Consider the following 23,808-nt stretch of genomic DNA (forward strand, 5'->3'; position numbering starts at 1 on the left):
CCGCCGCCCGGCGGCTCACTCTCCCAGGACGCGCCGCAGGTAGTCGTTGCCGAACACGCGGTGCGGGTCCAGCCGGTCCCGCACCGCGGCGAACTCGCCGAAGCGCGGGTAGACGCCCGCCAGGTACGCCGCGTCACGGCTGTGCAGCTTCCCCCAGTGCGGCCGCCCGCCGTGCGCGGTCATGATCTGTTCCGCCGCCGTGAAGTACGCCCGGTGCGGCGTCCCCCGGTACATGTGCACGGCGATGTAGGCGGTGTCCCGCCCCGAGGCCGTGGACAGCGGGATGTCGTCGGCGGGCGCGGTCCGCACCTCCACCGGGAAGCTCACCCGCAGCCGCCGCCGCTCGATCGCCGCCCTCAGCTCCCGCAGGGCCGTCATCGCCGCCTCGCGCGGCAGGGCGTACTCCATCTCCAGGAAGCGCACCCTGCGCGGGCTGGTGAAGACCTTGTACGGGATGTCGGTGTACGTACGGGCCGACAGGGCCCGGCCCGAGAGCCGGGCGATCCCCGGCACGGCGGAGGGCACGGCACGGCCCAGCGCGCAGGCGGCCCCGAAGACGCCGTTGGACAACAGTTCGTCGGTCATCCATGCGCTCACCCGTCCGGTGGGCGCCGCGGGGCCCGCGCTGCGGTTGTTGCGCTTGGTGACACAGCTGTCGGTGTGGGGGAACCAGAAGAACTCGAAGTGCTCGTTCTCCGCGACCAGGGCGTCGAAGTCCTCGGTCACCCGGCCGAAGGCCATCGGCTCCTCGCGCGCCGCGAGCAGGAACTCCGGCTCCACCGCGAACGTGACCGCCGCGATCACCCCCAGCGCGCCCAGCCCCACCCGGGCCGCCGCGAAGACCTCCGGGTTCCGCCCGGCCGAGCAGGTCAGCACCGAGCCGTCGGCCGTCACCAGCTCCAGGCCCCGGATCTGGGCCGCGATCGCCCCCGAGTCCCGGCCCGTGCCGTGGGTGCCGGTGCTGACCGCGCCGGAGACGGTCTGCTCCATGATGTCGCCCATGTTCGCCAGCGACAGGCCGTGGGCGGACAGCGTCCGGTTCAGCTCCCGGATCGTGGTGCCCGCGCCGACCGTCACGGTGCCGGCGGCGCGGTCGACCGCGCGCAGTCCGGTGAGCCGGTCCGGGCGTATCAGCACGCCGTCCGTCGCGGCGACGGTGGTGAAGGAGTGGCCGGAGCCGGTGGCCTTCACCGTCAGTCCCTCGCCGGCCGCCCGCGCGATCGCGGCGGACAGCTCCTGCGCCGTGGCCGGGGCCACGGTCCGTACCGGGTGGGCGGTGACGTTCCCCGCCCAGTTACGCCAGGGCCTGCTCGCTCTCGTCGTCGCCGTCATCAGCGCCAACCCCCACCTGCTCAGGCGCCGGCCGCAGCCGGCGGTACCCGAGGAACGCGCCGGCGGCCGCGAGCATCCCCGCCGTGCCGGGCACCAGGTACCCCGCGGCGGCTCCGGCGGCGTCCACCACCCAGCCGGCGGCCGACGAGCCGAACGCCACGCCGACCGCGAGTCCGGTGCTCGTCCAGGTCATGCCCTCGGTCAGCTGCGCGCGCGGTACGTACTGCTCGACGAGGGCCATCGTGGTGACCATCGTCGGCGCGATGGACAGGCCCGCGACAAAGAGAGCCACGGCCAGGAACGGCAGGTTCCCGACCAGTTGGAGGGGGATCATACTCACGGCCATCGCACAGACGCCCAGAACCCAGCGCCGGGCCGGGTCGCCCTTGAGGTGCAGCAGCCCGAAGACCGCCCCCGCCAGGCAGGACCCCAGCGCGTACACGGCCAGCACCACGCTCGCCGCCGCCTTGTGGCCCTGCTCCTCGGCGAAGGCCACGGTCACCACCTCGATCGCCCCGAACAGCGCACCGGTGGCCACGAAGGTCGCCACCAGCACCTGCAGCCCCGGGGAGCGCAGGGCGGAGCCGGTCGCGTGCGCCTCACGGGGGTGCGGCCTGGGCTCGGTGGCCCGCTGCGCGGTCAGCCAGAAGACCCCCGCCGCCAGGAAGCAGCCGGCCAGCAGCGGGCCCGCCTCCGGGAACCACGCGGTGGACAGGCCGATCGACAGGATCGGCCCGACGATGAACACCACCTCGTCGATGACCGATTCGGCGGCGTAGGCCGTGTGCAGTTCGCGCGGCGAGCCGCCGTAGATCGCCGCCCACCGGGCCCGCACCATCGACCCCACGCTCGGCACGCAGCCCGCGCCCGCCGCGAAGACGTACAGCGTCCAGTCCGGCCACCGCTGGTGCGCGCTCAGCAGCAGCCCCGCCAGCGACACGAGCGAGAGGGCCGTCGCCGGGCGCAGGACCGTGCGCTGGCCGTGCCGGTCGACCATCCGCGAGACCATGGGGCCGAGCACGGCCGCCGCGATCGCGTGGGTCGCGGTCAGCGCGCCCGCCAGTCCGTACCGGCCGGTGATCTGGGAGATCATCGTGACGATGCCGATGCCCAGCATCGACAGCGGCAGCCGGCCGAGGAAGCCCGCCGCCGAGAAGCCCTTGGTGCCGGGGGCGGCGAATATGGCGCTGTAGGGACTGGACAAAGACGGCTCCCTAAGGGGTTCGGGGGAGGGGGACGCGGACGAGGGTGCCGTAAGGGACGTAGGTGGCCGATACAGCTTACGTGCGCACGTTTGTGCGGCGCATCGTCATTTCCCGGCCGCCGGGGGCGGGTGGCAGGATCGGACGCATGTCGGATCAGCCAGCTCACGCCCCCTACGACGCCCTGCTGTTGCTCTCCTTCGGCGGGCCCGAGGGCCCCGAGGACGTCGTCCCGTTCCTGGAGAACGTCACCCGCGGCCGGGGCATCCCCCGGGAGCGGCTGAGGGAGGTCGGGCAGCACTACTTCCTGTTCGGCGGCGTCAGCCCGATCAACGACCAGAACCGCGAGCTGCTCGCCGCCCTGCGCGAGGACTTCGCCGCCCACGGCATGGACCTGCCGGTCTACTGGGGCAACCGCAACTGGGCGCCCTACCTCACCGACACCCTGCGCGAGATGACCGCCGCCGGGCACCGCCGCGTGCTGACCCTGACCACCAGCGCGTACGCCTCGTACTCGGGCTGCCGGCAGTACCGCGAGAACCTCGCCGACGCCCTGGCCGCGCTGACGGCCGAGGGCCTCGAGCCCCCGCGCGTGGACAAGCTGCGGCACTACTTCAACCACCCGGGCTTCATCCGGCCCATGGTCGACGCGACGATCGCCGCCCTCGGCCGGCTGCCGGACGACGTGCGGGCCGGCGCCCGGCTCGCCTTCACCACGCACTCCATCCCCACCTCCGCCGCGGACACCTCCGGCCCGGCCGAGGGCCACGGCGACGGCGGCGCGTACGTCGCCGAGCACCTCGACGTCGCCCGGACCGTCGCGGCCGCCGTCCGCGAGGAGACCGGCACCGACAGGCCCTGGGACCTCGTCTACCAGTCGCGCAGCGGCGCCCCGCACATCCCCTGGCTCGAGCCCGACATCTGCGACCACCTCGAGACCGTGCACGGAGAGGGCGCGCCGGCCGTCGTCATGGTGCCGATCGGCTTCGTCTCGGACCACATGGAGGTCAAGTACGACCTCGACACCGAAGCCACCGCCAAGGCCGCCGAACTGGGCCTGCCGGTGACCCGCGCCGCGACCGTCGGAGCCGACCCGCGCTTCGTGGCCGCCGTGCGCGAGCTGGTGCTCGAGCGCGCCGCGAGCGAGCGCGGCGAGCGCCCCGAGCGCTGCGCCCTGGGCGCGCTCGGCCCCAGCCACGACCTCTGCCCCGTCGGCTGCTGCCCGGCGCGGGCCCCCCGCCCGGCCGCCGCCGGGGCCGACAGCCCGTACGCCCAAGGAGCGAGCTCACTGTGACCGACACCCTCAAGGCCGAACTCCTGGCCGTGGCCCTCGAGGCCGCGGACCGGGCCGGCGCCCTGCTCAGGGACGGCCGTCCCGCCGACCTGGGCGTGGCCGCGACGAAGACCAGCCCCATCGACGTCGTCACCGAGATGGACATCGCCGCCGAGAAGCTGATCACGGGCTTCCTCGCCGAGCGGCGCCCGACGGACGGGATCCTGGGCGAGGAGGGCGCCAGCGTCGAGGGCACCAGCGGGGTGCGCTGGATCATCGACCCCGTCGACGGCACCGTGAACTACCTCTACGGCCTGCCGTCCTGGGCCGTGTCCGTGGCCGCCGAGATCGACGGCGAGGCGGTCGTGGGGGTCGTCGCGGCGCCGGTGCGCGGCGAGACGTACCGCGCGGTGCGGGGCGAGGGGGCGTTCCTGGGGGAGCGGCGGCTGAGCGTGCGCCCGGCACCGGGCCTCGACCAGGCGCTGATCGGCACCGGCTTCGGCTACCTCCAGACCCGGCGGGCGGCCCAGGCCGAGGTGCTGCGCTCGATGCTGCCGCAGGTGCGCGACATCCGGCGCGGGGGCTCGGCCGCGATCGACCTGTGCGACGTGGCCTGCGGCCGGCTGGACGGCTACTACGAGCGGGGGCTCAACCCCTGGGACTTCGCCGCGGGCGCGCTGATCGCGCGCGAGGCGGGGGCCCTGACGGGCGGCCGCCCGGGGGAGCGCGAGTCGGGCGAGCTGACGGTGGCGGCCCCGCCGGGGCTCTTCGAGCCCCTGCAGGAGCGCCTGGAGGCGCTGGGCGCCTGGCACGACTAGGAGGCGGCCCGCGAAGGCGGGAAACATCCCCCGGACGGCGCAGCGCCCCGGAGCCGGAGCCGGCACCGGGGCGCTGCGGTACGGGAATCAGGCCGCGCTGACGTGAACGCCGTGTTCGGCGGCCAGGCGGTGGAGGTCGTCCAGCTCGGCCTGCTCCACCTCGGCGAGGAAGTCGTCACCGGTGCGGCGGGCGTGGTCGAGGTCGGACCGGGCGGCTTCTATGCGCTGCAGAATGCCGGCGGTGAATGCGTCCATGGTGGTGCGCCCCCTCGTCGTGGGTCGGCGGCACGGGGGTGTGCCACGGCGAAACGATCACACGCAGAGAGTTCCGCGTACGCGAAGGCGTACGGAGAAGCGTGATCGCGGGTGTGCAGACGTCTTCCCCACCCTCGTCCCGGCGGAAACCTTCCATCGCGGAGTAATCCGGAATCCCTTCCCTGTCCGGCCTCCGGATACCCCTTACGGCCGGTTTATCGACATCCGAGGCAGGATGGAGTGACCCACCGGGGTCATCGAGGCTGCCCGTCAGGGCTCAAAGGGAAGGACCAACGCCGTGCGCGTACTCGTCGTCGAGGACGAGCAGCTGCTCGCAGACGCCGTCGCCACCGGACTGCGCCGGGAGGCCATGGCCGTCGACGTCGTGTACGACGGGGCGGCCGCCCTGGAGCGCATCGCCGTCAACGACTACGACGTCATCGTGCTCGACCGGGACCTCCCGCTGGTCCACGGCGACGACGTCTGCCGCAGGGTCGTCGAACTGGGCATTCCCACCCGCGTCCTGATGCTGACCGCCTCCGGCGACGTCAGCGACCGCGTGGAGGGCCTGGAGATCGGCGCCGACGACTACCTCCCCAAGCCGTTCGCCTTCAGCGAGCTGACCGCCCGCGTGCGGGCCCTGGGCCGGCGCACGACCGTCGCCCTGCCGCCCGTCCTGGAGCGGGCCGGCATCAAGCTCGACCCCAACCGGCGCGAGGTCTTCCGCGACGGACGCGAGGTGCAGCTGGCACCCAAGGAGTTCGCGGTGCTCGAGGTGCTCATGCGCAGCGAGGGGGCCGTGGTGTCGGCCGAGCAGCTGCTGGAGAAGGCCTGGGACGAGAACACCGACCCGTTCACCAACGTCGTCCGGGTCACCGTCATGACGCTGCGACGCAAGCTGGGGGAGCCTCCCGTGATCGTCACCGTGCCGGGCTCCGGATACCGGATCTGACCCCGCGATGTCCTCTCCCGCCACCCCCGCGCCCCCCGCCCCGCCGGCTCCGCCCAAGCCCACCTGGGACCCCCGCCAGCCGGTCGTGCGCCCCTTCCCGTGGCTGCGCCCCACCATCCGCATACGGCTCACCCTGCTCTACGGCGGGATGTTCCTGATGGCCGGCGTGCTGTTGCTGACGATCATCTACCTGCTGGCCGCCAACGCGCTGAGCGTGGGCAGCGAGCCGCTGATCAGGCTGATCGACGGCAGCAAGGTCACCGTGACCGGCAGCACCTGCCCCCAGCTGAAGTCGCCCGGCCTGACCGCCGACGAGGCGAACCGCATCCTCGAGACCTGCATGCAGCGCCAGCGCGCCGTCGCGCTGGAGTCCCTGCTGCGCCGCTCCCTGCTGGCCCTCCTCGGCCTCGCCGTCATCGCCTTCGCCTTCGGCTACGCCATGGCCGGCCGGGTCCTCTCGCCGCTGGGCAAGATCACCCGCACCGCCCGCCGCGTGGCCGGCACGGACCTGACCCGGCGGATCGAACTGGGCGGCCCGGACGACGAGTTGAAGGAGCTGTCGGACACCTTCGACGAGATGCTGGACCGGCTCGAGCGGGCGTTCACCGCGCAGCAGCGGTTCGTGGCCAACGCCTCGCACGAGCTGCGCACGCCGCTGGCGATCAACCGCACGCTGCTGGAGGTCAGCCTTTCCGACCCCGCGGCCTCCCCGGAGCTGCAGCAGCTGGGCAAGACGCTGCTGGCGACCAACGAGCGCAGCGAGCAGCTCGTGGAGGGCCTGCTGCTGCTCGCCCGCAGCGACAACGAGATCGTGGACCGCAAGCCCGTGGACCTCGCAGAGGTGGCCTCCCAGGCCCTGGACCAGGCCCGTACGGAGGCCCAGGCCAAGGGCGTGGAGCTGCGGGGCACCCGGCAGCCCGCCGTCGTGCAGGGCAACGGCGTGCTGCTGGAGCGGATCGCGCTGAACCTGGTGCAGAACGCGGTGCGCTACAACACCCCGGACGGCTGGGTGGAGGTCACGACCCTGGCCCAGCCCGGGCAGGCGGTGCTGGTGGTGGAGAACACCGGCCCGGTCGTCCCGGCCTACGAGGTGGACAACATCTTCGAGCCCTTCCGCAGGCTGCGCACGGAGCGCACGGGCAGCGACAAGGGCGTCGGACTGGGCCTGTCGATCGTGCGCTCGGTGGCCCGCGCGCACGGCGGACGGATCACCGCGGAACCCCGTGAGGGGGGCGGCCTGGTCATGCGGGTGGTGCTGCCCACCTGACCGACCTCGCGGAGTCTGCGAGAATGGGGCGGCCAACGGTTCGCTTTGGGCGGAATTTTCCCGTTCCGACCGTCACCGTGGCTGTGTGTGTTCAGTCACATGCGCAGACTTCAAGCCATCTACTCTCCGTAATCGGAATCCGTCGAGGAGCGCCTGAAAAATGGGGGTTTCCGGGGGTCCTGATCACGGGAAGTACACGAGATGGCATGGCCGCACACGGTTTTCGGACCGTGTACGGTCCCCATCGCCACCCATCCCGATCACCTCTTCAGGTGTGCGGTTGGGTGTCGATTGAGTAACAGACCTTGATGTGAGGCAAAATCTCCGCCTCGGGTCGGGCACAAGTCCGGCCTCTCACGCGTTACGTGCGCTGGAGACACCGCAGACACCCAGAGGGGGAGAGCGACATGGCAACGGACTACGACACCCCACGCAAGACCGATGATGATGTCAACGAGGACAGCATCGAGGAACTCAAGGCCCGGCGGAACGACAAGTCGACCTCGACGGTCGACGTCGACGACTTCGAGGCCGCCGAAGGCCTGGAGCTGCCCGGCGCGGACCTCTCGAACGAGGAGCTGTCCGTCCGGGTCCTGCCCCGGCAGGCCGACGAGTTCACGTGCATGAGCTGCTTCCTCGTGCACCACCGCAGCCAGCTGGCCGGTGAGAAGAACGGCCAGCCGATCTGCCGCGACTGCGAGTGAGGCGAGGGTCTGCCATGGCAGGCTCGACCCCGTTCCGGAAGCGGCGCTCCCGGCAGCCCGAGCTGACCGCCGGGCCGGCCGCGGACGCACCCGGCGACATGGTCGACGCGAACGTCGAGCGAGGCCGTACGGCCTCGCTCGCCGCCGCGGTCGTCGGCCGTGGCGTCGAGACGGTGAAGCAGGGTGGCCGGGGAGCGAGGGCGGGACTGACCGCCGTCGCCGACCGGATCATCATCAACGCCCCGCGCATCCCCGTGCGGGACCTCGATACCCTCCGCGCCCAGTTCCCCGGCCTCGGCCCGGAACAGATCGCGGACAAGCTGGTGGCCGGTGCCGCGTACGGCACCTCCACCGTGGGCGCGGGCGTCGGCGCGGCGGCCATGCTGCCCGTGCCGCCCGCGATGCCCGCCGAGCTCGCGGCGGAGATCGTCGGCGTCGCCGCCGTGGAGTTCAAGCTCATCGCCGAGCTCCACGAGATCTACGGCATCCGGGCGCCCGGGAACACCCGCCAGCGGGCCATGGCCTACCTCGCCGCCTGGGCCGACGAGCGGGGCATCGACGTCACGTCCCCCCTGAGCGTCAACGCCGCGCTCGGCATCCAGCTCAAACGAGAGCTGCGCCAGCAGATCCTCAAGCGCACGGTCCGCAACCTGCCGACCCTCACGCCCTTCATGATCGGCGCCACCGTCGGCGCCGTGATGAACCGCCGGGACACCAAGCGCCTCGCCGACAAGGTCCGCAAGGACCTGCGGACCCGCCAGGTGCCCTGGCACGAGCTGCCCGCCGCGCCGTCCGGCCCCTCCGAGCAGGGCCTGGGCCTGGCCTAGGCCCTAGGGCGTGTCCGATGGGTCAGCACGAGCCCTGCGGCGCCTGGCACGGCACCTCGCCGCGTTGTCGCATCACCCGAGTACGCCCAGTACGCGGGAGATGCTCCGCCTTGCGATGCACCGCACCAGACGCCGCAGGGCCCGCACCGACCCATCGGACACGCCCTACGCCCGTACGGCGGCCAGAGCGGCCGCCAGGCGCTCGGGGGAGCGGGTGGAGAGGTAGAGGTAGGGGGTGGGGTCCGCCGGGTCCGTGACCTCGATCCGCAGCGCCGTCGGCACGTAGCCCCGCAGCAGCATGAACGCCCGGGTGTCGGCCTTGTGCGTGCGCCAGGCGCGGGCCTCCTCCGCGTCCAGGACCTCCGGCACCCCCAGCGCCTCCACCGGAATCCGCGCGTCCCCGGCGACGAGCGTGCCGCCCACCACCCGGATCCGCACCGAGCCGTACGAACTGACCGCGACCGCGGTGAGCGCCCCGCCGCCGATCAGGCCGCCGAGCATCGGCAGCGTGCCCAGCGGCAGCAGGATCAGGCCCATGGCGATCCCGGCGAGAACCGCGATGAACCACCAGGAACGGGGCGCGGTCAGGCGTTCTTCGTAAGGCTGCATACGCACAAGCTTGGCACGGGCGGGACCGGGTGCCGCCGTCGCGGGTAAGGTCAGCCCCTGTGAGTGGACGAACGACAGCGACACCCCCGCCCGGCGCCGCGCCTCCGGTGCGGCACCCCGAAGCCCCGGCACCCGGCGAGACCATCGGGTCGCACTACGAGTACTGCTTCGGCTGCGGCGGCGGAGTGGCCCATGGGCTGCACCTTCAGACGCGGGCCGGCGAGGGCGTCAGCGTCACCGCCGAGTTCCGGGTCAAGGAGGCCCACCAGGGGGCGCCCGGGCTCGCGCACGGCGGAGTGCTGGCCACGGCCCTGGACGAGACGCTGGGCGGCCTGGGCTGGCTGCTGAGGGTCATCGCCGTCACCGGCCGGCTGGAGACGGACTACGTCCGCCCGGTGCCGGTGGGCGCGGTGCTCCACCTCGAGGCCGAGGTCGTCGCGGTGGCGGGCCGCAAGATCTTCTGCACCGCCACGGGCCGCATCGGCGCCCCCGACGGGCCGGTCGCCGTGCGCGCGGACGCGGTGTTCATCGAGGTCAAGATCGACCACTTCATCGAGAACGGCCGCAAGCAGGAGATCCAGGCCGTCCTCGCCGACCCCGACCAGGTGAAGGTCGCCCGAGCATTTGAGGTGAACCCCTGATGCGTCCGCCCGTCGACGTCCTCATCCGCCGGGTCGACCCCGAGGTGCCCCTTCCCTCGTACGGTCACCCCGGTGACGCCGGGTGCGACCTGGTCACCACGGAGGCCGCCGAGCTCGCCCCCGGCGAGCGGATGGTGCTGCCCACCGGCGTCTCGATCGCGCTGCCCGACGGGTACGCCGCGTTCGTCCATCCCCGCTCGGGCCTCGCCGCCCGCTGCGGGGTGTCCATGGTCAATGCCCCGGGCACCATCGATGCCGGGTACCGTGGAGAGATCAAGGTGATTGTGGTCAATCTGGACCCGCGCGAGAGCGTCCGGTTCGAGAGGTTCGACCGCATCGCCCAGTTGGTAGTCCAGCAGGTCGAGAAGGTCCGCTTCCACGAGGTGGCGGAGCTTCCCGGCTCGGCACGGGCCGAAGGGGGCTTCGGGTCCACCGGTGGCCACGCTGCCGTGGGGAATGGATTCGCTTCGGTCGCCCGCGACCGGGAAGGACAGTGACGTGTTCGGTCGTCGCCGCAAGCGCAGCGAGGACGTTGTCGAGAGTGCCGACCGCCTCGACGACGTGACCTCCGATGAGTCGGCCGGGGACGCCCTCGCCGACGAGGACGCACATGCCACCGCGGCCGAGAGCCGGATCCGGCTGGAGCCGGAGCCGCGCCCCGACGGGCCGTGGGACATCTCCGAGGTCAGGGAGCCCGGCGACGGGCGCGTGGACCTCGGTGGACTGTTCGTGCCCGGTGTCGAGGGCATGGAGCTGAGGGTCGAGGTCGCCGGGGACGCGATCGTCGCCGCGACCGTGGTGCTGCGCGACAGCGCCGTACAGCTCCAGGCGTTCGCCGCCCCCAAGCGCGAGGGCATCTGGCACGAGGTCCGGGAAGAGATCGCCGGCGGCATCACCCAGCAGGGCGGTGTCGTGGACGAGGTCGAGGGGCCGCTCGGCTGGGAGCTGCGGGCCCAGGTGCCCGTGGCGCTGCCGGACGGCACCCAGGGCGTACAGCTGGTGCGCTTCGTCGGCTGCGACGGACCGCGCTGGTTCCTGCGCGGTGTGATCTCGGGCCAGGGCGCGGTGCAGCCGCAGACCGCCGGGCTGCTGGAGCAGATCTTCCGCGACACCGTCGTGGTGCGCGGCGAGTCGCCGATGGCGCCCCGCGACCCGATCGTGCTGAAGCTGCCCGACGACGCCCAGATGGTGGCCGAGGGCCTGCAGCAGGAGGAGCAGGGCTCGCGCTTCGCGGGCGGCGTCGACCGCCTCCAGCGCGGCCCGGAGACCACCGAGGTGCGCTGACCTCCGTCTGATCATCAGTCCGGTCACCGGGCGGCCAACCAGCCGGCCGGGCGGCCGGAATGTGCCGTTTCGCTGGGCCGGAACCCCGTGCAGGGGTTCCGGCCCAGCGGCGTTTTCGCAGGTCGAGGCGGCGTGCGTATGGATCTCGTCAAGGGGGCGCTAATGGCCGTAAGGGAGGCGTCAACGAACCTCCTACGCGCCGGTGGCGGCTGTTTCCTCTAGAGGTCCGTTCATCCGAACCTCTCTAGGAGCACACGATGGCCGATGTGGCCTTCGTCGTCACCACGATCGCGGTCTTCGCGCTGGTGGCTCTCGTCGCCAAGGGGGTGACGAAGCTGTGACCGCCGAGAACATCGTCGGCCTCGTCGTGGCCGTCGCCCTGCTGGGCTACCTGATCCTCGCCCTCGTCTTCCCGGAGAGGTTCTGAGTACTGACATGAGCCCCGTTCTCTCCGGAGTCCTCCAGCTCACCGCCCTGATCGCCGCGCTGGCCCTGGTGTACCGCCCGCTCGGCGACTACATGGCCCGCGTCTACGGCTCGGACAAGCACCTGCGCCCCGAGAAGTGGATATACCGGCTCATCGGCGCCGACCCGAGTGCCGAGATGCGCTGGCCCGCCTATCTGCGCGGCGTCCTCGCCTTCTCGGTGGCCGGCGTCCTCTTCCTCTACCTGCTCCAGCGCGTCCAGGGCATCCTGCCGGACTCCCTGTCGCTCGGCTTCACCGCGATCAGCCCCGACCAGGCGTTCAACACCGCCGCGTCGTTCGTCGCCAACACCAACTGGCAGTCGTACTCCGGCGAGCAGGCCATGGGCCACGCCGTGCAGACGCTGGGCCTCGCGGTGCAGAACTTCGTCTCCGCCGCCGTCGGCATGGCCGTCGCCATCGCGCTCGTACGGGGCTTCGCCCGCTCCCGCACCGGCGACCTGGGCAACTTCTGGGCCGACCTGGTGCGCGGCACGGTGCGCATCCTCATCCCGCTCTCCGTCGTCGGCGCGCTGATCCTCGTCGCCTGCGGCGCGATCCAGAACTTCGCCGGCATCCACGGGATCGGGCAGCTCACCGGCGGCACCCAGCAGGTCAACGGCGGCGCCGTGGCCTCGCAGGAGGTCATCAAGGAGCTGGGCACCAACGGCGGCGGCTACTTCAACGCCAACTCCGCCCACCCCTTCGAGAACCCCAACGCCTTCACCAACCTCTTCGAGGCGTTCCTCATCCTCGTCATCCCCTTCTCGCTGACGCGGACCTTCGGCAGGCTCGTGGGCAACGTCAAGCAGGGCTACGCGATCCTGGCCACCATGGGCCTGATCTGGCTCGGCTTCACCGCGCTGATGATGTGGACCGAGTACGCCGGCCACGGCGCGGCGCTCCAGGCCGCCGGCGGCGCGATGGAGGGCAAGGAACAGCGCTTCGGCGTCGGCGCCTCCGCCATCTTCGCGACCACCACGACGCTGACCTCCACCGGAGCGGTGGACTCCTTCCACTCCTCCTTCACCGGCCTCGGCGGCGGCATCACGCTGCTCGGCATGATGCTGGGCGAGATCGCGCCCGGCGGCGTCGGCTCCGGCCTCTACGGCATGCTCGTCATGGCGATCATCGCGGTCTTCATCGCGGGCCTGATGGTCGGCCGGACGCCCGAGTACCTCGGCAAGAAGATCGGCACCCGCGAGATCAAGCTCGCCGCCTGCTACATCCTCATCACCCCGACCCTGGTGCTGGGCTTCACCGCCCTGTCCATGGCGCTGTCCTCGCCGCCGGAGTCGATCCTCAACACCGCCGGCAACTCGGTGGACGGCAGCGGCGCCCACGGCTTCTCCGAGGTGCTCTACGCGTTCACCTCCGGCGCCAACAACAACGGCTCGGCCTTCGCGGGCCTGAACGCCAACACGCCCTGGTACAACACCACGATCGGCCTCGCCATGCTGCTCGGCCGCTTCCTGCCGATGGTCTTCGTCCTGGCGCTGGCCGGCTCGCTCGCCGAGCAGAAGCCCGTCCCCGAGACGGCGGGAACCCTGCGCACGGAGAAGCCGCTCTTCGCGGGTCTGCTCGTCGGCGCGATCCTCATCATCACCGGCTTGACCTACTTCCCGGCCCTGGCCCTTGGCCCGATGGCGGAGGGACTTTCATGAGCACCACCACCCCTGTCCGTACCGAGCCCGAGGACCCCAAGGACACCCGGGAGCACGGACACCAGGAGACCGGCCGCGTCTCCGGCGGCCTCTTCGACCCGGCCCAGCTGATGACGTCGCTGCCGGACGCCTTCCGCAAGCTCGACCCCCGGGTGATGGTCAAGTCCCCGGTCATGTTCGTCGTCCTGATCGGCTCGGTGGTCACCACCGTGCTGGCGCTGAAGCACCCGGGCGACTGGTTCGGCTGGGCGATCACCGTCTGGCTGTGGCTGACCGTCCTCTTCGCCAACCTCGCCGAGGCCGTGGCCGAGGGCCGCGGCAAGGCCCAGGCCGACACCCTGCGCAAGGCCAAGACCGACACGGTGGCGCGCCGCCTGAACGGTGACACCGAGGAGTCGGTGCCCGGCACCGAGCTGCGCGTGGGCGACCTCGTCGTCTGCGAGGCCGGCGACGTCATCCCGGGCGACGGCGACGTCGTCGAGGGCGTGGCCTCCGTCGACGAGTCCGCGATCACGGGCGAATCGGCCCCGGTCATCCGCGAGTCGGGCGGCGACCGCTCGGCGGTCACCGGCGGCACCAAGGTCCTCTCCGACCGCATCGTCATCAAGATCACGACGAAGCCCGGCGAGACCTTCATCGACCGCATGATCAACCTGGTCGAGGGCGCCGCCCGGCAGAAGACGCCGAACGAGATAGCCCTCAACATCCTGCTGGCCTCGCTCACCATCGTCTTCCTGCTGGCCGTCCTCACCCTCCAGCCGTTCGCCATCTACGCCGGCGCCGAGCAGACGATGATCGTGCTGGCCGCCCTGCTGGTCTGCCTCATCCCGACCACCATCGGCGCGCTGCTCTCCGCGATCGGCATCGCGGGCATGGACCGGCTCGTGCAGCGCAACGTCCTGGCGATGTCCGGGCGCGCGGTGGAGGCCGCGGGCGACGTCTCGACGCTGCTGCTCGACAAGACCGGCACCATCACCTACGGCAACCGCCAGGCCGCCGAGTTCGTCCCCGTCAAGGGCACCACGGCCGCCGAGGTGGCGGACGCCGCCCAGCTGTCCTCGCTCGCCGACGAGACGCCCGAGGGCCGCTCGATCGTCGTCCTGGCCAAGGAGAAGTACGGCCTGCGCGAGCGCCACGAGGGCGAGCTGGTGGGCGCCGAGTGGGTGCCCTTCACGGCCCAGACCCGCATGTCGGGCGTCGACGTGGACGGCAGGAAAGTCCGCAAGGGCGCGACCGGTTCGGTCATCGCCTGGGTGGAGGAGCGCGGCGGCCGCGTCGCGGAGGACGCCCGGACGCTGACCGACGAGATCTCCCAGGCGGGCGGCACGCCGCTGCTGGTGGCCCGGGAGGACGAGAAGGGCGCGCGCGTCCTGGGTGTCATCCACCTCAAGGACGTCGTCAAGGAGGGCATGCGGGAGCGCTTCGAGGAGCTGCGCCGCATGGGCATCAAGACCGTCATGATCACGGGTGACAACCCGCTGACGGCCGCCGCCATCGCCGAGGAGGCCGGCGTCGACGACTTCCTCGCCGAGGCCACCCCCGAGGACAAGATGGCCCTCATCAAGCGCGAGCAGGCCGGCGGCAAGCTGGTCGCGATGACGGGCGACGGCACGAACGACGCGCCCGCGCTGGCCCAGGCGGACGTGGGCGTGGCCATGAACACCGGCACCTCGGCCGCCAAGGAGGCCGGGAACATGGTGGACCTGGACTCCGACCCCACCAAGCTCATCGAGATCGTCGAGATCGGCAAGCAGCTGCTCATCACGCGCGGCGCCCTGACGACCTTCTCCATCGCCAACGACGTCGCCAAGTACTTCGCCATCATCCCGGCGATGTTCGCGGTGGCCTACCCCGGCCTGGACAAGCTCAACATCATGGGCCTGACCTCGCCCGAGTCCGCGATCCTGTCGGCCGTCATCTTCAACGCGCTGATCATCGTGGCGCTGGTGCCGCTCGCCCTCAAGGGCGTGCGCTACCGCCCGATGAGCGCGGACGCCATGCTCCGGCGCAACCTCCTGATCTACGGACTGGGCGGCCTGGTATCCCCGTTCATCGGCATCAAGATCATCGACCTGCTCATCTCCCTCATCCCTGGCATCGGGTGACGTCATGAACAACTCCGTACGCGGCACCGCCCGCCTGCTGGGCGCCGGGCTCCGCGCCCTCCTCGTCCTCACCGTGGTCTGCGGGGTGATCTACCCGCTGGTCGTCACCGGCATCGCGCAGGCGGCCTTCCACGACAAGGCCAACGGCTCGGAGATCAAGGCCGGCGGCCGGTCCGTCGGCTCCGAGCGGCTCGGCCAGACCTACGACCTCGAGGAGAAGGACAAGGACGGCAACCCGCTGCCCGACCCGAAGTTCTTCCAGCCCCGCCCCTCGGCGGCCGGCCCCAACACCGAGAACACCCGCTACAAGCTGCTGGTCTCCGGCGCCTCCAACCTCGCCGCGGACAGCAAGGTGCTGCTGGACGGCGTCGAGCGACGGCGCACGGACGTCGCGGCCTTCAACGGCGTCTCCCCGTCCTCGGTCCCGGTGGACGCCCTCACCGCCTCCGCCTCCGGCGTCGACCCCGACATCTCGCCGGCGTACGCCCGCCTGCAGGCCAAGCGGGTCGCCACGGCGAACCACCTGCCGGCGGCGAAGGTCGAGAAGCTGGTCGAGGACCATGTCGACGGCCGCGTGCTGGGCTTCATGGGTGAGGAGCGGGTGAACGTGCTCAGGCTCAACGTGGCGCTGAAGGAGCTGGCGGCGGCGAAGGGCTGACCGCCCGCCTTGGGGGGAAACGTCGGCAGGCGGGGCTCATCGCCCTGCCTGCCGACGTTCGGGTAGAGGTCCTTCCGCTTGTTCAGCCTTGAGCTGATTGTCCGTCTATTACCGTGTGCGGCACGGTTCGAGCTGGCTACGATCGCCGACATGAAGATCACCATGAAGCTCGCCACCATCGCGGCCTCCGGTGCCGCCGTCGTCATGATGACCCCCGCCGCCGGCCACGCCGCCGAGACGCCGGGCGCCCGTACGCTCTTCGTCAACAACCACAGCAACCAGTGCCTGCAGATCGCGGACCCGAGCGCCGGCAACGGCGCTCCCGCCACGCAGGGCTACTGCGAGAACGGACAGAAGTCGCAGTGGCGCGCCGAGCGGGTCGGCACGACGCGGGACTTCAGAATCGTCAACGTCGTCACCGGCAAGTGCCTGGAGATAGCCGACTCCCGCAAGGACAACGGTGCCCCCGCCCAGCAGTGGACCTGCGTCGACAAGCTCGACACCCAGCTCTGGGCCTTCGAGTTCGCCAACGACAACGGGCTGATCTTCAACAAGAACAGCGCCAAGGTCCTCGAGGTCGAGAACTCCGCCATCAAGCCCGGTGCGCGCGTCCAGCAGTGGTCGTACGCCGGCGCCCCCGGCCAGTGGTGGCGCTCGGTCCAGGTCCCCGGCACCGCCACCCCCACCCCGCAGCCCTCGGCGCCGTCGACCACGGCGCCCACCCCGCGGCCCACCGTCCAGCCCTCGCAGCCGCCCACCGCGGCCCCGCAGCCCTCGAAGGCCCCCTCCACCCCGCAGCCGGCCGCGACCGTCGTCGTCGGCTAGTCGCCCCCGCCCCCGTCCCGGTGTCCCGGGGCGGGGGCGTCCGCGTGCCCGGGGGAGCTCACCACACGTCGCCCGGGCGCCAGTCGCACGTCAGCTCGCCGTCCAGGTCGAGCTTCGCCCCCAGCGGGAGGACGTAGATGCAGCCGTCCTCGTCCGGGGTGCGCTCGAGGCCCGTCGGGGCGAGCACCGACGACGGGCCGCGCCACAGCCGCCAGCCGCGGCCGGTGTACAGCGGTACGGCCTCGTCGGCCGCGCCGAGCGCCCCCAGTTCGTACGCGCCCCGGCGCAGCACGTGCTCCAGGGCCTCCATCACGGCCGAGCCGTGACCGCGCCGGCGCCGGTCGGCCCGTACCGCCACACCCTCGACGTACCCCGCGCGCAGGGCGCGGCCGCCGTGCAGCAGGCGCCGCTGCACCAGCGAGCCGTGGGCGACCGGCTCGCCGTCCTCGTACACCACGGCGTGCATGCCGCCGACGGTGTGGTCCCAGTCCTCGTCGGTGAAGTCGCCCTCGAAGGCGTCGTGCAGGAGGGAGCGGATCGCGGTGAGTTCGGCGTCGGTGAAGTGGGAGGTGTGAGCGGTGCGAAGGTCCGTCATGCGGATCAACCTCGCAACGTGGCGGCAGGGGTGTCAAGGAGTGCTCCCCGGGGCTGACGGCGTGCGTTACGCCCCCGGGCGTCAGAGCTGCGTCAATACCTGCCGTCCGGCCGCCTCCGGCCCGAAATGTCCAAATCCTTGGCCGTAAGGTCGACGGTGCGCGACGGTGTGGCACCTCAGGACGGACAACCGCCCCGAACACCGTCGCGATTCCTGAAAGACAATGGGGCCATGGGACGCGGCAACCTTCGGATCTACCTCGGCGCGGCACCGGGCGTCGGCAAGACCTACGCCATGCTCTCGGAGGCCCACCGCCGGGTGGAGCGCGGAACGGACGTCGTGGTCGGCTTCGTGGAGCACCACGGCCGACCGCGCACCGAGGTGATGCTGCACGGTCTCGAGGAGGTGCCCCGCCGCGAGATCGCCTACCGCGACTCCGTCTTCACCGAGATGGACGTGGACGCCGTCCTCGCCCGCCGCCCCGCCGTCGTCTGCGTGGACGAGCTCGCCCACACCAACGTCCCCGGCTCCCGCAACACCAAGCGCTGGCAGGACGTCGAGGAACTGCTGCAGGCCGGCATCGACGTCGTCTCGACCGTCAACATCCAGCACCTGGAGTCCCTCGGCGACGTCGTCGAGTCGATAACGGGCGTCCGGCAGCGCGAGACCGTGCCCGACGAGGTCGTCCGCCGCGCGGACCAGATCGAGCTGGTCGACATGTCGCCGCAGGCCCTGCGCCGCCGCATGGCGCACGGCAACATCTACAAGCCCGACAAGGTCGACGCCGCCCTCTCCAACTACTTCCGCCCCGGCAACCTCACCGCCCTGCGCGAGCTGGCCCTGCTGTGGACCGCCGACCGCGTCGACGAGTACCTGCGGCAGTACCGCACCGAGCACAGCGTCTCCACCATCTGGCACGCGCGCGAGCGCATCGTCGTCGGCCTCACCGGCGGCCCCGAGGGTCGTACGCTCATCCGCCGCGCCGCCCGCATGGCCGCCAAGGGCTCGGGCAGCGAGATCCTCGCCGTCTACATCGCCCGCAGCGACGGCCTGACCTCCGCCTCGCCCAAGGAGCTGGCGGTCCAGCGCACGCTCGTGGAGGACCTCGGCGGCACGTTCCACCACGTCATAGGCGACGACGTGCCGGCCTCGCTGCTGGAGTTCGCGCGCGGCGTCAACGCCACCCAGATCGTGCTGGGCTCCAGCCGCCGCAAGAACTGGCAGTACATCTTCGGGCCCGGCGTCGGCCAGACCGTGGCCCGCGACTCGGGCCCCGACCTCGACGTCCACATCGTCACGCACGAGGAGGCCGCCAAGGGCCGCGGGCTGCCCGTGGCGCGCGGCGCCCGGCTCGGCCGGGGCCGGATCGTGGCCGGCTGGCTGGTCGGCCTCGTCGGCCCCGCGCTGCTGAGCCTGCTGCTGACGCAGGTCGTCCCGGACCTCGGGCTCGCCAACGACATGCTGCTGTTCCTGTGCACCACGGTCGGGGCGGCCCTGCTCGGCGGCGCGCTGCCGTCCCTGGCCTCGGCGGCGTTCGGCTCGCTCCTGCTGAACTACTACTTCGTCGAGCCGGTCCACCGGTGGACCATCACCGACACCAAGAACATCGTCGCCATCACGATATTCGTCCTCGTCGCCATCTCCGTGGCGTCCGTCGTCGACGTCGCGGCCCGCCGCACCCACCAGGCCGCCCGGCTGCGCGCGGAATCGGAGATCCTCTCCTTCCTCGCCGGCAGCGTCCTGCGCGGCGAGACGAGCCTGGACGCCCTCCTGGAGCGGGTCCGCGAGACCTTCGGCATGGAGTCCGTGGCCCTGCTCGAGCGGGTCAGCGACGTCGACCCGTGGACCTGCGCCAGCAGCGTCGTGACCAGCGACGGCAAGCCCCTGCTGCGGCCCGAGGACGCGGACGTGGACATGCCGGTCGGCGACAACATGGCCCTCGCCCTCTCCGGCCGGGTGCTGCCCGCCGAGGACCGCCGCGTGCTGGCCGCCTTCGCCGCGCAGGCCGCCGTCGTCCTGGACCGCCAGCGGCTGGTCGACAGGGCCGAGGAGGCCCGCCGGCTCGCCGAGGGCAACCGCATCCGCACCGCCCTGCTGGCCGCCGTCAGCCACGACCTGCGCACCCCGCTGGCCGGGATCAAGGCCTCCGTGACCTCCCTGCGCTCCGACGACGTGGCCTGGTCGGCGGAGGACGAGGCCGAGCTGCTGGCCGGCATCGAGGACGGCGCGGACCGGCTCGACCACCTGGTCGGCAACCTGCTCGACATGTCCCGGCTGCAGACCGGCACCGTCACCCCGCTGATCAGGGAGATCGACCTCGACGAGGTGGTCCCGATGGCGCTGGGCGGCGTCCCGGAGGGCAGCGTCACCCTCGACATCCCCGAGACGCTGCCGATGGTCGCCGTCGACCCGGGGCTGCTCGAGCGCAGTGTGGCGAACATCGTCGAGAACGGCGTCAAGTACAACCCGGCCGGCGCCGCCCCCGTCCTCGTGGCCGCCAGCGCGCTGGGCGACCGCGTCGAGGTGCGGGTGGCCGACCGGGGGCCCGGCGTGCCCGACAGCGCCAAGGACCGCATCTTCGAGCCCTTCCAGCGGTACGGCGACGCGCCCCGCGGCGCAGGGGTGGGCCTCGGCCTCGCGGTCGCGCGGGGCTTCGCCGAGGCCATGGGCGGCACGCTGGCCGCCGAGGACACCCCGGGCGGCGGCATGACCATGGTCCTCACCCTCCGCGCCGCGCCCGGGCGGCCACCCGTACGACCGGACCTGCCGGCCCAGGCCACGACGTGAGGCCGGCCGCGGCCGCACGGACCGCAGAACGAACCGGACCAGGATTCCGGGCCCCAGGGCGGGGCCCGCTCGACAGTAGAGGTGGTTCAGCATGAACCGGGTGCTCGTGGTGGATGACGAGCCGCAGATCGTCCGCGCTCTCGTGATCAACCTCAAGGCGCGGAAGTACGAGGTCGACGCCGCGCCCGACGGCGCCACGGCACTCCAGCTCGCCGCCGCCCGCCACCCCGACGTGGTCATCCTCGACCTCGGCCTGCCGGACATGGACGGCGTCGAGGTGATCAAGGGCCTGCGGGGCTGGACCCGGGTGCCGATCCTGGTCCTCTCCGCACGCCAGACCTCCGACGAGAAGGTCGAGGCGCTCGACGCGGGTGCCGACGACTACGTGACCAAGCCCTTCGGCATGGACGAGCTGCTGGCCAGACTGCGGGCCGCCGTGCGGCGGGCGGAGCCCACGGGCTCCTCGGCCGCGGGCGACGACGCGATCGTCGAGACGGAGGTCTTCACCGTCGACCTCGCGGCGAAGAAGGTCAACCGGGGCGGCAAGGACGTACGCCTGACGCCCACGGAGTGGCACCTGCTCGAGGTGCTCGTCCGCAACACGGGCCGTCTCGTCAGCCAGAAGCAGCTGCTGCAGGAGGTCTGGGGCCCGTCGTACGGCACCGAGACGAACTACCTGCGCGTCTACATGGCCCAGCTGCGGCGCAAGCTGGAGCTGGACCCCTCGCACCCGAAGCACTTCATCACGGAGCCGGGGATGGGGTACCGGTTCGAGGGGTGAGGGCGGCACGGGGCCGCGGCCGGGGGCCCGGGGGCCGGGGGTGCCCGGGTTCACGGCGTGAGGGCTGATCCCAGCCGTTCTCCGTCCCGCTACGCTGGTGACATGAGTGCCGTACCCCGTCCCGATAAGCCGACCGGCCGTTTCCGCCGGATGCTGGACCGGCTGTCCACCTCCCAGGAGGAGCTCCATCACGCGGAGCTGCAGCAGGACGCGGCGGCCGTCGGCTGCACGCGAATATGCGACTGTGACGACCGGGACATCGTCAAGGTCACCGGCACGCTGCGGACCGTGACGCTGCGGCCGCGCGCCGGTGTGCCCGCGCTGGAGGCCGAGCTCTTCGACGGCTCGGCCGCGCTCGACGTGGTCTGGCTCGGGCGCCGTTCCATCGCCGGCATAGAGCCCGGCCGTAAGCTGATCGCCTCCGGCCGGATCTCCATGAGCCGCGGCCGGAGAGTGCTGTTCAACCCCCGATACGAACTCCGACCGCTCGGACAGGAGTAGCCGTTGTCGTCCATCGACAAGCCGACGGATCAGCAAGCCGCCCACGGCGCGCGGGACGCGGACTCCCGAGCGGCCACCGAGGCCGCCCTCTTCGAGGCCTTCGGCGGCGTGCGGGGCATGGTGGAGACCACCGTCCCCGGCCTGGTCTTCGTCGCGATCTACACGGTCAAGCGGGACATCCACGTCGCGGCGATCGCCGCGCTGGGGCTCTCCCTGCTGCTCGGCCTCGCCCGGCTCGTCCGCAAGGACACCCTCAAGCACGCCTTCAGCGGCGTCTTCGGGGTCGCCTTCGGTGCCGTCTTCGCGATGATGTCCGGCGACGCCAAGAACTTCTACCTGCCGGGCATGCTCTACAGCCTCGGCCTCGCCGTCGCCTACATCGTCTCGGCCGTCGCGGGCTATCCGCTGATGGGCCTGATCCTCGGCCCGGTGTTCAAGGAGAACCTCTCCTGGCGCACCCGCAACCCCGGCCGCAAGACCGCCTACACCAAGGCCAGCTGGGCCTGGGGCCTGATCCTGCTCGCCAAGTCGGCCGTCCTCTTCCCGCTCTACTGGTGGGGCGACGTCACCCAGCTGGGCTGGGTGAAGGTGGCGCTCGGCATTCCGCCGATGCTGCTCTCCGTCTACCTGACCTGGATCTTCCTGTCGAAGGCGCCCCCGCCGATCGACGTCTTCGCGGAGATGGAGGAGGCGGAGCGCGCCGAGCGCGAGGCCAAGGCCGCGACGCGCTGACCGCGCCCACCACCGCGTGGGTACGTACGAGGAGGGCCCCCGGGACGATTCCCGGGGGCCCTCCTCGTACGTACGAAGCCGTGCGGGCGGCGGTCAGCCGGCCGTGCCCTCGCGGCGCACCGACAGCAGGTCCTCCAGCTGCTCCTCGCGCGCCGGGGCCGCGACGAACAGCAGCTCGTCACCGGCCTCCAGCGAGTCCTCCCGGTTGGGGGTGAGCACGCGGTTGCCGCGGATGATGGTGACCAGCGAGGTGTCCTCGGGCCAGTCCACGTCGCCGACACGGGTGCCGGCCAGGGCGGACTCCGGCGGCAGGGTGAGCTCGACGAGGTTGGCGTCGCCCTGGCTGAAGCGCAGCAGGCGCACCAGGTCGCCGACGCTCACGGCCTCCTCGACCAGCGCCGACATCAGGCGCGGGGTGGAGACGGCCACGTCCACGCCCCAGGCCTCGTTGAACAGCCACTCGTTCTTGGGGTTGTTCACGCGGGCCACGACCCGCGGCACGCCGTACTCCGTCTTGGCGAGCAGCGAGACGACGAGGTTGACCTTGTCGTCACCGGTCGCCGCGATGACCACGTTGCAGCGCTGCAGCGCGGCCTCGTCGAGCGAGGTGATCTCGCACGCGTCGGCCAGCAGCCACTCCGCCAGCGGCACCCGCTCCACCGAGATGGCCGAGGGGGCCTTGTCGATGAGGAGCACCTCGTGCCCGTTCTCCAGCAGCTCGCCCGCGATGGACCGTCCGACGGCACCCGCTCCGGCAATAGCGACCCTCATCAGTGCGCCTCCTCCGGGCCGGCGGCGAACGCCGCTTCCACCTTCTCGACCTCGTCCGTGCGCATCATCACGTGCACCAGGTCGCCCTCCTGCAGCACCGTCGCGGACGTCGGCAGCATCGCCTCACCCAGTCGGGTGAGGAACGCCACGCGCACTCCGGTCTCGTCCTGCAGCAGGCTCACCTTCTGGCCCACCCAGCCCTCCGAGACGGGCACCTCGGCGAGCTGGACGCCGCCGCTGGGGTCGCGCCACAGCGGCTCCGCGCCCGACGGCAGCAGCCGTCGCAGCATCTGGTCGGCGGTCCACCGCACGGTGGCGACGGTCGGGATGCCCAGGCGCTGGTAGACCTCGGCACGGCGGGGGTCGTAGATGCGGGCCGCCACGTTCTCCACGCCGAACATCTCGCGCGCCACCCGGGCGGCGATGATGTTGGAGTTGTCGCCGCTGCTGACGGCGGCGAAGGCGCCCGCCTCCTCGATGCCGGCCTCGCGCAGGGTGTCCTGGTCGAAGCCGACGCCGGTCACCCGGCGGCCGCCGAACCCGGAGCCCAGGCGGCGGAAGGCCGTCGGGTCCTGGTCGATCACGGCGACCGTGTGGCCCTGCTGCTCAAGGGTTTGCGCGAGGGCGGAGCCCACTCGCCCGCACCCCATGATCACAATGTGCACAACGCCTACCCCATGCTCCGGATTACCGCGCTGACCTGCACCAACACCCTGCTCACATCTTCCTTCTCAAGCTCACGGCCCCACGAGGGATGGCTCG

Annotated in this window: 25 protein-coding genes; 18 read left to right on the forward strand and 7 right to left on the reverse strand. The window is 71.9% G+C overall.

Annotated elements, in window-relative coordinates; all coding sequences use genetic code 11:
- Window positions 1-15: 15 nt before the first annotated feature.
- A complete protein-coding gene (locus IE295_RS00470) occupies window positions 16-1,332 on the reverse strand; it encodes a D-arabinono-1,4-lactone oxidase (RefSeq protein WP_190061377.1) in 1,317 nt (438 codons plus the stop codon).
- Entirely contained in the window at window positions 1,295-2,536 is a 1,242-nt protein-coding gene (locus IE295_RS00475) for an MFS transporter (RefSeq protein WP_190061378.1), read from the reverse strand. Before IE295_RS00475 ends, IE295_RS00470 begins: the two co-directional genes overlap by 38 nt.
- 146 nt (window positions 2,537-2,682) lie before the next feature.
- Here IE295_RS00475 and IE295_RS00480 point away from each other — a divergent pair, with 146 nt between their 5' ends.
- Complete coding sequence (locus IE295_RS00480) at window positions 2,683-3,828, forward strand: ferrochelatase (protein WP_190061379.1); 1,146 nt, start codon at window positions 2,683-2,685, stop codon at window positions 3,826-3,828.
- Window positions 3,825-4,625, forward strand: a complete 801-nt coding sequence (locus IE295_RS00485) for an inositol monophosphatase family protein (protein WP_190061380.1) — start codon at window positions 3,825-3,827, stop codon at window positions 4,623-4,625. Before IE295_RS00480 ends, IE295_RS00485 begins: the two co-directional genes overlap by 4 nt.
- Window positions 4,626-4,712: 87 nt before the next feature.
- Here the strand turns inward: IE295_RS00485 and IE295_RS00490 are convergent, their stop codons facing one another.
- Window positions 4,713-4,880 (reverse strand): hypothetical protein, encoded by a 168-nt coding sequence (locus IE295_RS00490; RefSeq protein WP_190061381.1) that lies wholly within the window; start codon window positions 4,878-4,880, stop codon window positions 4,713-4,715.
- A 298-nt stretch (window positions 4,881-5,178) separates the two neighbouring features.
- Between IE295_RS00490 and IE295_RS00495 the strand changes: the two genes are divergently transcribed.
- The 4 genes from IE295_RS00495 to IE295_RS00510 all read left to right on the forward strand — a co-directional run bounded on the left by IE295_RS00495 (window position 5,179) and on the right by IE295_RS00510 (window position 8,630).
- Window positions 5,179-5,832 (forward strand): response regulator transcription factor, encoded by a 654-nt coding sequence (locus IE295_RS00495; protein WP_190061382.1) that lies wholly within the window; start codon window positions 5,179-5,181, stop codon window positions 5,830-5,832.
- 7 nt (window positions 5,833-5,839) lie between these two features.
- Window positions 5,840-7,099, forward strand: coding sequence for a sensor histidine kinase (locus tag IE295_RS00500; RefSeq protein ID WP_190061383.1), 1,260 nt, complete (start codon window positions 5,840-5,842; stop codon window positions 7,097-7,099).
- Window positions 7,100-7,506: 407 nt separating this feature from the next.
- The gene (locus IE295_RS00505; RefSeq protein ID WP_190061384.1) at window positions 7,507-7,803 is read left to right on the forward strand and encodes a DUF4193 domain-containing protein; all 297 of its coding nucleotides are present in this window, start codon (window positions 7,507-7,509) and stop codon (window positions 7,801-7,803) included.
- Window positions 7,804-7,817: 14 nt separating this feature from the next.
- Window positions 7,818-8,630 carry a hypothetical protein gene (locus IE295_RS00510; RefSeq protein ID WP_190061385.1) on the forward strand — a complete coding sequence of 271 codons (813 nt, stop codon included), beginning with the start codon at window positions 7,818-7,820 and terminating at the stop codon, window positions 8,628-8,630.
- A 165-nt stretch (window positions 8,631-8,795) separates the two neighbouring features.
- Here the strand turns inward: IE295_RS00510 and IE295_RS00515 are convergent, their stop codons facing one another.
- Entirely contained in the window at window positions 8,796-9,239 is a 444-nt protein-coding gene (locus IE295_RS00515; RefSeq protein WP_190061386.1) for a DUF3093 domain-containing protein, read from the reverse strand.
- A 59-nt stretch (window positions 9,240-9,298) separates the two neighbouring features.
- Between IE295_RS00515 and IE295_RS00520 the strand changes: the two genes are divergently transcribed.
- From IE295_RS00520 to IE295_RS00555, 8 genes are all read left to right on the forward strand, one after another.
- Window positions 9,299-9,880: a PaaI family thioesterase gene (locus IE295_RS00520; protein WP_190061387.1), complete on the forward strand. Its 582-nt coding sequence runs from the start codon at window positions 9,299-9,301 to the stop codon at window positions 9,878-9,880.
- Entirely contained in the window at window positions 9,880-10,377 is a 498-nt protein-coding gene (dut, locus tag IE295_RS00525; RefSeq protein WP_190061388.1) for a dUTP diphosphatase, read from the forward strand. The genes IE295_RS00520 and dut overlap by 1 nt, the downstream gene beginning before the upstream one ends.
- A gap of 1 nt (window position 10,378) precedes the next feature.
- Window positions 10,379-11,164 (forward strand): DUF3710 domain-containing protein, encoded by a 786-nt coding sequence (locus IE295_RS00530; protein ID WP_190061389.1) that lies wholly within the window; start codon window positions 10,379-10,381, stop codon window positions 11,162-11,164.
- A gap of 337 nt (window positions 11,165-11,501) precedes the next feature.
- The gene (gene kdpF, locus IE295_RS00535; protein WP_043188605.1) at window positions 11,502-11,591 is read left to right on the forward strand and encodes a K(+)-transporting ATPase subunit F; all 90 of its coding nucleotides are present in this window, start codon (window positions 11,502-11,504) and stop codon (window positions 11,589-11,591) included.
- A gap of 8 nt (window positions 11,592-11,599) precedes the next feature.
- Complete coding sequence (gene kdpA / locus IE295_RS00540) at window positions 11,600-13,291, forward strand: potassium-transporting ATPase subunit KdpA (protein ID WP_190061390.1); 1,692 nt, start codon at window positions 11,600-11,602, stop codon at window positions 13,289-13,291.
- A complete protein-coding gene (gene kdpB, locus IE295_RS00545) occupies window positions 13,288-15,396 on the forward strand; it encodes a potassium-transporting ATPase subunit KdpB (protein WP_190061391.1) in 2,109 nt (702 codons plus the stop codon). The genes kdpA and kdpB overlap by 4 nt, the downstream gene beginning before the upstream one ends.
- Window positions 15,397-15,400: 4 nt before the next feature.
- On the forward strand, window positions 15,401-16,054 hold the full coding sequence (gene kdpC / locus IE295_RS00550) for a potassium-transporting ATPase subunit KdpC (protein ID WP_190061392.1): 654 nt from the start codon (window positions 15,401-15,403) through the stop codon (window positions 16,052-16,054).
- Window positions 16,055-16,204: 150 nt separating this feature from the next.
- Window positions 16,205-16,879 carry an RICIN domain-containing protein gene (locus IE295_RS00555; protein WP_190061393.1) on the forward strand — a complete coding sequence of 225 codons (675 nt, stop codon included), beginning with the start codon at window positions 16,205-16,207 and terminating at the stop codon, window positions 16,877-16,879.
- Between the two features lie 58 nt (window positions 16,880-16,937).
- Here IE295_RS00555 and IE295_RS00560 read toward each other — a convergent pair whose 3' ends face one another.
- Complete coding sequence (locus IE295_RS00560) at window positions 16,938-17,474, reverse strand: GNAT family N-acetyltransferase (RefSeq protein ID WP_190061394.1); 537 nt, start codon at window positions 17,472-17,474, stop codon at window positions 16,938-16,940.
- 231 nt (window positions 17,475-17,705) lie between these two features.
- On the opposite strand from IE295_RS00560, the gene IE295_RS00565 reads away from it, so the two are divergent.
- The 4 genes from IE295_RS00565 to IE295_RS00580 all read left to right on the forward strand — a co-directional run bounded on the left by IE295_RS00565 (window position 17,706) and on the right by IE295_RS00580 (window position 22,275).
- Window positions 17,706-20,261, forward strand: coding sequence for a DUF4118 domain-containing protein (locus IE295_RS00565; protein ID WP_190061395.1), 2,556 nt, complete (start codon window positions 17,706-17,708; stop codon window positions 20,259-20,261).
- Window positions 20,262-20,352: 91 nt separating this feature from the next.
- Window positions 20,353-21,042: a response regulator gene (locus IE295_RS00570; protein ID WP_190061396.1), complete on the forward strand. Its 690-nt coding sequence runs from the start codon at window positions 20,353-20,355 to the stop codon at window positions 21,040-21,042.
- A gap of 102 nt (window positions 21,043-21,144) precedes the next feature.
- On the forward strand, window positions 21,145-21,543 hold the full coding sequence (locus IE295_RS00575) for an OB-fold nucleic acid binding domain-containing protein (RefSeq protein ID WP_190061397.1): 399 nt from the start codon (window positions 21,145-21,147) through the stop codon (window positions 21,541-21,543).
- A gap of 3 nt (window positions 21,544-21,546) precedes the next feature.
- Complete coding sequence (locus tag IE295_RS00580) at window positions 21,547-22,275, forward strand: DUF3159 domain-containing protein (RefSeq protein WP_190061398.1); 729 nt, start codon at window positions 21,547-21,549, stop codon at window positions 22,273-22,275.
- 93 nt (window positions 22,276-22,368) lie between these two features.
- Here the strand turns inward: IE295_RS00580 and IE295_RS00585 are convergent, their stop codons facing one another.
- Window positions 22,369-23,046 carry a potassium channel family protein gene (locus IE295_RS00585; RefSeq protein ID WP_190061399.1) on the reverse strand — a complete coding sequence of 226 codons (678 nt, stop codon included), beginning with the start codon at window positions 23,044-23,046 and terminating at the stop codon, window positions 22,369-22,371.
- The gene (locus IE295_RS00590; protein WP_190061400.1) at window positions 23,046-23,711 is read right to left on the reverse strand and encodes a potassium channel family protein; all 666 of its coding nucleotides are present in this window, start codon (window positions 23,709-23,711) and stop codon (window positions 23,046-23,048) included. The genes IE295_RS00585 and IE295_RS00590 overlap by 1 nt, the downstream gene beginning before the upstream one ends.
- Window positions 23,712-23,808 lie beyond the last annotated feature (97 nt).

Origin of the sequence: Streptomyces griseocarneus (assembly GCF_014655595.1) — a bacterium.
GTDB lineage: Bacteria > Actinomycetota > Actinomycetes > Streptomycetales > Streptomycetaceae > Streptomyces > Streptomyces griseocarneus.